Origin of the sequence: Sphingobium sp. 3R8, assembly GCF_020166615.1 — a bacterium.
Taxonomy (GTDB): Bacteria; Pseudomonadota; Alphaproteobacteria; order Sphingomonadales; family Sphingomonadaceae; genus Sphingobium; species Sphingobium bisphenolicum.
The window spans coordinates 1-10,839 of sequence record NZ_JAIQXR010000042.1; the positions used below are offsets into that span (position 1 = coordinate 1).

At 61.1% G+C, this 10,839-nt stretch carries 5 protein-coding genes; 2 read left to right on the forward strand and 3 right to left on the reverse strand.

Features of this window, described 5'->3' with window-relative positions; all coding sequences use genetic code 11:
• Nucleotides 1–329: 329 nt before the first annotated feature.
• The 3 genes from K9B33_RS22525 to K9B33_RS22535 all read right to left on the reverse strand — a co-directional run bounded on the left by K9B33_RS22525 (nt 330) and on the right by K9B33_RS22535 (nt 7,020).
• Complete coding sequence (locus K9B33_RS22525) at nt 330–1,787, reverse strand: hypothetical protein (RefSeq protein ID WP_224551355.1); 1,458 nt, start codon at nt 1,785–1,787, stop codon at nt 330–332.
• The gene (locus K9B33_RS22530; RefSeq protein ID WP_224551356.1) at nt 1,753–4,308 is read right to left on the reverse strand and encodes a hypothetical protein; all 2,556 of its coding nucleotides are present in this window, start codon (nt 4,306–4,308) and stop codon (nt 1,753–1,755) included. Before K9B33_RS22530 ends, K9B33_RS22525 begins: the two co-directional genes overlap by 35 nt.
• Nucleotides 4,309–4,425: 117 nt before the next feature.
• Entirely contained in the window at nt 4,426–7,020 is a 2,595-nt protein-coding gene (locus tag K9B33_RS22535; RefSeq protein ID WP_224551357.1) for an ATP-binding protein, read from the reverse strand.
• A gap of 168 nt (nt 7,021–7,188) precedes the next feature.
• Between K9B33_RS22535 and K9B33_RS22540 the strand changes: the two genes are divergently transcribed.
• Together K9B33_RS22540 and K9B33_RS23210 are read left to right on the forward strand one after the other, a co-directional pair.
• A complete protein-coding gene (locus K9B33_RS22540) occupies nt 7,189–8,301 on the forward strand; it encodes a Fic family protein (protein ID WP_224551358.1) in 1,113 nt (370 codons plus the stop codon).
• A 52-nt stretch (nt 8,302–8,353) separates the two neighbouring features.
• Nucleotides 8,354–10,839: AAA family ATPase (locus tag K9B33_RS23210; protein ID WP_224551359.1), on the forward strand; the 2,486-nt coding region annotated here is incomplete at its 3' end.

Here is a 10,839-nt window from a genome sequence, read left to right on the forward strand (position 1 = left end):
GCATCATTGATATATCGCAGGAACGATCGCGCGGTACGGCCATTGAACACATATTTGACGAGACCATCGGCCCGATCGATGGTCACAGGCTCACGATCGCCGAGCAGGAAGCGCTTCAGGATCGGCTGACGCGATTTCTTAAGGACGCCATCCGCGAGGATTGAGGTTCGGGACTGCTGCTATCCGCGCTTGCCGCCGGGTTCGGCAGAGCCGGGCCGTCTCCGCAACTCGGGCGCGAGGTGTTTCTGATGCGCCGGTTGGAGAGCCTCTGCTGCCGCTGCCGCTGACTATCGAATGACTGGCGTAGCTTTTGTACCAGCACCAATGTTTTAAGGCAGCTTTGTCCTCGGGCGCGACATCGCGCTCGGCTTCATGAGGTTGCCCTGCACCAGACAGGTGACCACGTAGGTGGGGCTGGTGCCGGTATTGACGGGGAATATCAGTAAGCCGTCCGCCATGGGGAAAGGCGGCCCTGCTTTTGGGCTGCAATCCAATACGCAAAGCAGCGAAAGGCGCCGTCCCGTCCCAACGGCATAGCTTGCGGCTTGTTCGGCGAACTGCCAGCAATCTTCGGGCAGCAGACGCCTGGTCCGCTCGGACTTGAGCTCGATGCGAAGGCCTCGAAACGAGAGATCGGTGCGGCCGCCGGCGACCTCGGGCTGCACTTCGAGTTCGGAGCCAATCGCGGGATCGGCGCGAAGGAACGACAGTACGTCGCGTTGAAATGTGGCCTCGTCGATTGCGGCAGGATACCGGTTGTCCTGGACTGACTGTCCCATCAGATTACCGATCGGCGCCAATATGCCGAGCAAATCTCGAAGTTCCTGCTCAGCAACCAGCGGCTCGATCCGCAGCCGCTCGCGAAGCGTGACGATCTTCGCGTCGACCTCCGTATAGCCGGTTATCCCGCGTCGACCGCTATCGGTGCCGTCGAGGCGCAAAGTCCGCTGGCCCGCTACCACCAGCCGCTCCTCGCGTGCCAGGACAGGGTGGAACTCCGCAGCGTAACGAAACTCGAGCGGCCGCGCGTTGAAGCCTTGCGTGGCATGCAGCGCAAGTCTGCCCTCGCGCCTGATCAGGTAAGGCGGCGATCCGCTCGGACGCGCAAACTCGAAGGTAGGGAAGTCCCAGGTGCTGGCTGGCTCGATCGAAATGGGAGCGATGACCAGCTTCTCCGCTTCGGCGGGCCAGCGCGATATGCGAAGTGTCAGCGCGAGGTCATGGATCTGCCCCGCTGAAAGACTATGCAGCGATTCAGCGGGACGGCCGTCGATCGAGAATTCGAGAAAGGCCACCGCGACTTCCTCGTGCTCCTCTCGCGCCCTTGCGACGGGGCCGGACCACCGCACAGGCTTCGACCGCGAGAAAATCGCGATGGGCATTTCTATCGCACCCAATGCCTGTCGTACCCCGCTGACATCATCCGGGTTGATGTCAGCGCCGATGACCGCAAGCTTGCCGGCCAGCGCCGACCCAAAGAGCGAATCTGCTTGCTCAGCCGCGAATGCCTTTTGGCGAAGCCGCGCCGCTCGCAGGAAGCGGTCGGCGTCGACTTCTGCGCCGCGTACCGCGCCGTTCCATTCCTCGAGAAGGGCCACAATTTCGAGTGCTTCGCCCAGCGCCCGCCAGTTCGCACTCGCCGGCGCTGTGTCGAAGGCATCCGCTGCGAGCACTACCTTGGCGGAAGTCGCGCGCAGGGCGGCGGCGTCCACCGACCCCGGCGCTTCACGCAGCAGGGAGATCGCCTCGATCCTAGAAGGGTAAACTTGAGCGAGAACGTCGTTCACGTCCATCCTCCCGGTGGGTCTCGAATTGGGCGGCGGCGGAGGCCCACTCGGACGCAATTGTGGCTAATTCACCGCTATCGCCGTCGGCCACGGCTCTCTCAAAGCGGATGGCCAGTTCGGGCCATCCGAACGCGGCGCGGCGCGAATAGGTTCGGGCGGTGTCACCCAGCCGTGCCTTCAAAGCTACACAGAGTTTCAGGGCCTCTTCCTCGGCATCCGCATCCGCCAGTATCTCGATGACGACCAGGGTAAGCACGAAGTCCTCTTCCGACACCGCCAGGGCAGCCTCACTGAGCTCCGCGGCGTGCAAGCGCCTGCTTTCGGCCGGCAGGCGGCGAAGCAGTTCCTGAGCGGAATCGCTTCCATTATAGCGGTCCGCACATTCGGGAAGCACGTGGGCAAGCAATTTCGCGAATCCGGGCTCCTCGCCGAGCGTATAGGATAGTGAGCTGATCTCATTCTGGAGATAAAGAGGTTCGATACTCATCGCTACTTCGATCAGGTAGCGCCGGACTTCTTGGCTCCGCTCCCCGAACAGATCAGTCATGCCGGCCGCGAGCTTGACGCAGTCGGCGAGGAAGTCGTCTTCGCCCGACTCTACGCGATAGGCACGGATCAGGTTCATCAGCGCGTCGGCAGCGCGCGGACGAAAGGCCTCCGGGACGATCGACCGCCGAAAGGCCTGGACCGCCGTTTTGTGGACCGCGACATATTGATCCCACAATAGCGTACAGAAAGCTTCGAATACGAGATCGGGAATGTTGGCGATGCTGCGATAGGGCAGATCGCCAACGGCGGTTGCCGCATAGGACCTAACCAGAACCGAAGAACCGACAAGCGCCTTGTAGAGGTGGGGCAGGAGCCCGTTCAGGCCGGCGATGTCGCTCGCCAGTTCCTTAGTTGCGCCCAGTAGCGTGCCGACCAGTTCGTCGCGACCCTCGGGGATCTGGTCAAACAGGCCAACGATCTTGCCTATCGAGGCCGTGTCGCCCACTGCCGCCGCGCTGGCCCATTCGATATAGTTTTCCATGATGCCGCGTATCGTGGCGCGGCGGGTTCTGCGTTCCATTGCGGCAAGCACGGTGTCGTTTGGAGCGGGCTTCGCTGCGTCCAGCTCGGCAAGGCGATCCGCCATCAGTAGGATTGCGCCGAGCACCGCATCCAGCTGGTCGCGGATGACTGCGGTCAGCCGATCGGGGCTCTGCCGAAATGCTGAGGAGAGCTCGCTGAGCGCTTGGTCATCGCGTTCGATCGTCGGTGCCCACATCAGTCGCTTGAGCGCGATGGCATGCCGTCTCGAATGCGATGGCACCGGAGGAGCATCGTGCCGAACGTAAAGGCCAAACGCATAGATCTTGTAGATACGGGTGCGCTGATCGGGCGGAGCGTTGTCCGCATATTCCTGCAGCAGGGTATCGACCTGCTCAGGTGCATCCTCGAACGCATCGTTCAGCGCGTCGGCGAGATCAGGAAGGCGATCGCCATCGCGCTTCAGGTCGGGCACCAACGACGGCGCGCGGACATAGCTTGAGACTACCGACCGCAAGATCGGCACCGCGACGTTCGGCACCTTAACCTGCAATGCGCTCAAAGCGCGACCCGCGCGTTCCAGCGATGCCCGGCGTTTCGCGTCGAGCATTTCCTCGATCGCAGCGAGGACCGGCTTGGGATGCCGCGAATAGAGCTGATCGAGAAGCTCGGGCCGGCGCTCAGGCCAGGGTTCGTCATCGCCTCGAATATAGCCGTCCCTGTGGCTCGGGTTCGCGAGATCGACGGTAGCCCGCATAATACGAGAGACGGCATCGGCTGGAATATCGGCGATGCGTGGCACTAGCTTCGATGCGGCAAGTTCGACGGGAAAGCCGTTATCGAGTGCCTTCAACGCTAGGGTCACGATCCTTGGATCGCCGGGGCTAACCGCGTCGAGGATGACGAGCGCGGGATCGATAAACCAATGAGAAGACGCTGCGAGATCGGCGACATAGTCGATGAGCGCCGGCCCGAAATGCTCGGGCGCAAGGCGCGCACTTTGGGTCACCCGATCGAAATTCTCTTTCGAGCGTTCGACATCGTACAGACCAAAATCGTCGACGAGCGTCTGGGCGACCGCGCTCAGGCCCGGCTTCAGCGCCGCTCGAACCGCCTGCCGAGCCGCCAGGGCGGCATTAGCCTCACTCTCCGCCGCCGCGTCCGCCGCGGCCTCGGCCTCGCGCACTCGATCGCGCTCGGCAACGATCTCCAAAATGTTGGGTAGCCGGACGGGTTTGCGATGCGAACATGTGCGGCAGTTCCGGTCATAGAAGTCGATCACAGAATCCCGAAAATCCCAGGACGCAAAGCCACCTTCGGGCGCATAATCGCATCGCATGCCGTGGTGACCGATTGGTAGGCCGGTAGCGGCTTCGATCATTCCGGTGCCGCCGAATTTTTCCATGCGGCCATGCGCACACCAGTTATGCACGAGCACCATGGTGTCGCGATTACGTTCTCCCGCCTTGATCGTATCGGCAATGTCCCGCACGAATGCTCGACCCGTGAGTGTTGATCCCCTTTATATCGGGAATGTTTCGGCTTTGTTCAACCGGTTCGCTCGGCATGAACCATACCAAGCGGTCTCGCGAACGACCGGGCACGGTTACTAGGCTTCTTTGTCTTCCGACGCCGGGGTGTAGATACTGACGCTTCGGAAGATTTCGGTCCCATTGGATTCGCCGACGACGAGCGTGTCCTCATCGCTCTCGACCGTTCCCCACGCTTCGCAGAGAAGCGCCTCGATCACATCAAGGGGCGTTGAACCGCCACCCTTTGTAACTGTAGAGATCCAGTCAGTGTCGCGAAGTCTGCCATACCTTCCGTCTGCGGTCTGGGCGATTTTCGCGCTGGCCTTGAATGACGATTCGAACTCCCGCCTAGTAACGTCGTCGTCGTCCTCGTGACTGATGGTCCCTTCATGGACCTCTAACCGATCGAGCGGTTCCACGGCCTCGACAAACTGCGATGCGGTCATCCATTTTTCCTGCCACCAGACAACGGGCAGTTCCCCGACGTTACCACCGCAACCCATCACGAATGCAGCCGCTCGCGCTTTTTCAGCATCGGGTATTTCGGCGGCGGCGAGCACTACCGCCTGTTCAGACGACCAGGATGCGAGGACAGGCGCGGGGACTATCGGGCTCGCGGAATTGCGCGACGCTGTGGTCTCGACGCCAATCAGAATTCCCGCAACCAATCCGATCTTGCTAGCCGCCAACCCATCGACAGTGAGCAGACCAGACGTTGACCACTGATTTGCCGCATTGATGCGTGCGCGCCCGTATAGCTTTCCATCTTCGTCGCGTAGCTCGACAAGCTCCTCCCAGGCATTGACCATCGAAGAGGAATCATCATCGTCTTCGCCGAAGTCGCCATCTCCTGTGATTCGGTTCAACAAAGCGGCTGATTTGATCTCGAGCCAATCGCCAGCTGAGGTAGTGCCTATGGTTTCATCGTCCTGAGTGACGGTAATTGCCACGTCGCAAGCGGGAGCGATCGCGGCGATCACTCGGCTCAGCTTGACCACCTGTCCCTTTGAAAATGGATTTTTCCGGTAGAGCAATCCATCGGGCTCGAACGGGTTGGTCTTGAGCTTGACCTCGACCCGCGTACCTCCGTCCATTGGCACCTCTTTGGGGTAGGCGTTGCGCAGATTGGGCCTGGAGCCAAGGCCATGACGGAATTCCAGCACGCGTGCAGAATGTGTGTCACGATCGTAACGCCGGCTGATGACGCGAACCAAATCGCCGAGCATGAAGATTGAGAAGAAGCCGATTCCATATTTGCCGCGGGATTTCATGCCCGCAGCGGTCAGGCCGGGAAACTCCTGGATCGCGAGCGACGACTTCCAGAACGAGTTCCCAAAGTCGATCAATGGTCCGGTCAGGACGGTCTGAGACATCCCGACGCCGTTGTCTTCAAAGCATAGCCAATATCCGTCGTCGCGCTTTTGAAGCAGGACGTGGAGCTCACCCCATTTGGGCGGACGTCCCTGCAACCGCCGTCGCGCGGTGATGGCGTCGAGGCCATTTTGGATCAGCTCGCGGATCGGCGCCGCAGTGCTGTCGCCATAAAGCTTGCTGCCACCGAGCGTAGCAACGATCTTGGGGACGTCGCTGACGCGAACGGTGCTATCGACAGGCACCCAACCGACCGTTTCGACGGTGCGGGCAAGGTCGCTAGGGGAATGCGCGCCCTCGACCCGTCGGACCACGAGTGGCTTCCTTTGACGGTCGCGGAGCACACGATCGACGTCACGCAGCTCCCGATCGACCATCTGGAGCGCGTCGAACGCTGTCCACCAACTATCGGCGTCGCCAGCTTCAAAAGGTGGCTGCGCCGTATAGACGAGCGCGTCGGCCTGCACGAACGGCTTCGCCATCCGTTCTTGGAATTTCCAGTGATCCGCCGAGACTCCCGTGGGCTGAACGAGTGCGAATTCGAAGGCCGGCGCCCGCCGCTGGTCGAGATGCATCGCGTCGGCGACCCGGAGCAGGCAGGCCACCTTCAGCAGATCTACCGTGCAATTCGTTACGTCCGGCAGGGCGCCAAGCGTGCCCGACAACTTCTCTTCGACTCTCGAGATGCCCCACCAGTGGCTGTAGGCGATTTTACCAATTTTTTGGCCATAGAAGTTGCGGACCTGCTGATCTTCGATGATAAACATCGGCTGCTTCTGAGGGCCGATCCATGAGATCATTGGCAGATTCTCGGCCTGCTTGGCATGAAGCAGCCGGAGCGCATCCGCGGTGGCGCGGTTTTCGGCTTCCTTTGCCGCCGCCGTGTCGCCGGCCGGGACAGAGGTCAGATACCGCGCATGTAGATCACGCCATTCGGTTTGCTCGCGTAGTTCTGCGATTCCGCCAGGAAAGGCCGCGAGCGTCATTGCCGCATCGTGTAGCAGAATGGCGCCGCCGAATACGAAGGCCTCAGCGGGGTTGAGCTCGACATTCTCGCCGGCGGCCATTGCGGCCATCTCCCATAATGCGTCGAGGTGCGTGACGTCGTGGACGGTCATGTGAGGAAGATCGCTGGCGATCTTTGTAACTAGCATGCTGGCGCGCGCGCGCATCCCATCATAGCAGCCGGCAAGACGCGCCTGCTCTTCGGGAGTGGCGTCGATGCGGCTTATTTCGAAAGCCGCCTTCCAAAGTGCTGTATGCTTGAATGACATATTCGTGTTGAACAGCACGTCAGTCATGGTCGCAACGAAATAGTGCTGGCGCCTCCCACAGAAGGTCGGCCATCGGGCTTGGCCTGGGACTTACTTGCGGCGAATAGCGATCGCATTCGCCGCAGGGCTTGCGGATATTAGGCTTTGCCGATGCGGCGATTAGTCGCTATATTCGCCGCAAATAACGCGGTGAATATGCCTTACATCTACGAACACGGAGACTGGCCCCATTTCCGTTGGAATGGCGACGCCCTCGCGACCAAACTTGCAGCCGTGCGTCATCGCCAAGGGCTCCTCCTCGGGCGGATGGGGGCGCTCGGTTTCGAGTCACGCAGCGAAGCTGTGCTGACCACTCTCACCGAGACGATCCTTAAATCCAGTGAAATCGAAGGTGAGCATCTCGATAAGGAGCAGGTGCGCTCTTCGATTGCGCGTCGGCTTGGCATGAACATCGCCGGCCTGATCCCATCCGATCGGCACATCGAGGGCGTCGTCGAGATGATGCTCGATGCCACCCAGAATTACGCCAAGCCGCTGACCGCCCAGCGGCTGTTCGACTGGCATGCCGCCATGTTCCCGACTGGACGCAGTGGTATGACGGCAATCATCGTGGGGGCATGGCGCACTGACGAAAATGGACCGATGCAAGTGGTCTCGGGTGCTTTTGGCCATGAGAGGGTGCATTTTGAGGCACCGGCAGCGCCCGCCGTCGACGCCGAAATGTCAGCGTTCCTGGACTGGTTTGAGGGTCGCCAGGAACTCGATCCAGTCTTGAAAGCCGGCATCGCCCACCTCTGGTTCGTGACGATCCACCCTTTCGAGGATGGCAACGGCCGAATCGCGCGCGCAATCGCCGACCTTGCCCTGGCACGCTCGGACGAGAGCGCCCAGCGCTTTTACAGCATGTCGAGCCAGATTCGAGCGGAGCGGCGGACTTATTACGAGCTTCTGGAACGGACGCAGAAGGGCGATCTTGATATTTCGCCTTGGCTGAACTGGTTTCTCGACTGTCTTGGCCGGGCGTTTGAAGGCTCCGAACAAGCCCTCGCCACGGTGCTGACAAAGGCCCGCTTCTGGGATCGGTACCAAGGCACACCGATCAACGAGCGTCAGCGCGCAGTCATAAACCGCCTATTGAATGGCTTTGAAGGCAAGCTCACCAGCTCGAAATGGGCTAAGCTTACCAAGACATCGAATGATACCGCGTTGCGCGACATTCAAGATCTGATGGGCAAGGGAATCCTTCTTCGCGACGAGGGAGGCGGACGCAGCACAAGTTACTCGCTGGCGGACGAAGAGATCGGCTGAGGAGAATCAAGTGGGGAAGTTGGGGGAATGGATTGCAGGTCAAAGCGCCTGGGTGAGCGATGCGCTTCATCGAGCAGCACTGGCGGATAGTCCGACGATGGAAGATGCCACGGCCATCGCAATGCGGGTCCAAGCGGCTCATGGGATAGCCGTCGGGGAGCAGCCGGAATGCATGGCCTTCGATGAGGCTTGCCTTGCCCGGGGCACCGCCGCCACCGAGCATGCTCTCCTGTGCTCGATTGGCCCGCTCGACCATATCGATCGACTGGCCTCAGGTCAGGAACTCAAACTCGCGCTCGACGGGCTGACGATCATCTTCGGCGAGAATGGCTCGGGCAAGAGTGGCTACGCCCGCGCGGCACGTCGTCTCTGCACGTCGCGCGTTCCGTTCACGCTTCAGGGGAATGTCTTCAAAGAGAATGAGGTGGCGCCGACGGTAGGATTTACCGTCAAAACCGGCGATGCCGATCCGGTCCCGCATCAATGGGTCGAAGGTACGGCTCTACCCGACGCCTGCGCGCACATCACCTTCCTCGATACCGCCAATGCGCGCGCCTATGTCGAAGACAAGACCGAAATCCTGTTTCTCCCGCCGGAGGTCCGCTGCCTAACCACATTGGGTCAACTCTATGGGCTTGCCGCGCAACAATGTCAGACAGCGTCCGATGCGCTGACCACCGCCCATAGCGGCGCCGTCGGCGGGCAATTCTTGTCGACCACGGCGGCCGGAGCGCTCGTCAGCAAGCTGACGATAGCAACGGTACTCGCTGACCTCCCGTCGGCCGAAGCGCTTCGAGCTGCCGCAGTCTGGGACGACAACGCTGCCGCCCAACTCGCAGATGTGAGACTACAACTCGCACAAGGGCCGGCAGCCCAGGCCAGAGCGCTCCGCCGTCTTGGCGACGCTGCCAAATTTATCGCGAACAAGGGCATCGCTGCGATCCCCGCGCTCGGACAGGCCGAAATGGACCAAGATGCGGAGCTCTTGCACAAGCGCGCGGAAGTGCGTCTCGCCGCCGAAGCGTTCGCAGCCGAACAAACCGGTCGGTTCCCGATCGCTGCTACCGGCAGCGACACTTGGCGTCAGTTATTTTTTCTCGCACGCCAGTTCGCTGCGGAAGCTGGGCTCGTGCCTGAAGATGGCGCGTTCGAGACAGGCGACCCCTGCATGCTCTGTCAGCGGCCGTTGGATGCGGAAGCGCGAGACCGATTTGCCGCGTTCGACGCTTATATCGAGGCGGAGGCGGCCGCTGCGGTTGGCGTTGCAAACGACGCAATCGCAACACGCGTAGCGGCGCTTCGCGCTCTCGATCTCGTAACCGCGGACCAAGTCCTGCAGACCCTTGCCGAGCATCGCGCCCGTGACGAGGCGCTGCGCGAAATCGTCGAACGCGCGGCGGAGGCGATCGGGGCGTTGAACGAGCACCGACAACGCCTTGTCGATCACCTAGAGGGCAGGTCGGCTCTCGGCAACCGACCAGAAATCGCGGCGATCGTCACGCTTTCTCAAACCGCCAATGATCTTCTCGCCCGCGCTGCAGCGCTTGAGCACGAAGGGGGTGTCGATCCTGCGGCCACCGCGCTCGAGCACGAGTTGCGGGACCGCGAGGCGTTGGCTGGCTGCATCGAGCTGATGATCACCCGACGCGACGGTCTTGCCGACCGCCAGCGCTACCTTGCGTGCGTGGCAGCGTTGGGCACGCGCCCGATCTCGATCCTCGCCTCGTCCTTACGGGGCGAACTCGTCACTCCCGAATTGCGTGGTCGGATGGAGCGCGAGATCACAGGCCTCGGCATCGACCACATCCCGCTTCGGTTCACCGAACAGAGTGCGTCGGGCAAGAGCTTTTTCGAAATGGCACTCGCGAGCGTCGGCCGCGCGAAGAAGTCGGCAGTCTTGAGCGAAGGCGAGCAGCGGGCGCTCGCCATTGCCTGTTTTCTGGCGGATGCGCATGTCAACGAGAGCAAGGGTGCCATCATCGTCGATGATCCCGTCACCAGCCTCGATCACCAGCGTATCCGCCGGGTGGCGAACCGCTTCGCAGCCGAGGCGGCGCGCGGCCGACAGGTGATCATCTTCACCCACAATTTGCTGTTCTATCAGGAAGTGCTTCGCGCTTGTGCCGACCGCAATCCGCAAGTTCCTGCGCTGCCCTGTCTCATTCAACAATCGACGGACGGATTTGGTCTCGTGTCCATCAATGACCAGCCCTGGATCGCCAAGAAAGTGCGCGAGCGAGAGCGCGCATTGGAGGAGCAGCTCAAATCCATCCCGGACGGGCTAGCCGCGGATAGTGAGGAACTGCGCCGTTACGCCAAACAGTTCTACACTGATCTCCGCGAAACGTGGGAGCGCGCGGTAGAAGAAGTGGTGCTAGGTGGTGTTGTCGAGCGATTTGGATCAGATGTGAAGACCCAAAGTCTCAAGATGGTCGATATCGACGACAACGATTACCGGACCATCTTCTTCGCTATGAAACGCGCATCCGAACGATCCGGTCACGATCAAGCAAACGCTAAGCAGATCGATGCACCCTA

Excerpts from the sequence above, each read along its gene's own strand:
- K9B33_RS22535 (WP_224551357.1), bottom strand. The coding sequence starts at position 7,020 with ATGACTGACGTGCTGTTCAACACGAATATGTCATTCAAGCATACAGCA.
- K9B33_RS22540 (WP_224551358.1), top strand. The coding sequence starts at position 7,189 with ATGCCTTACATCTACGAACACGGAGACTGGCCCCATTTCCGTTGGAAT.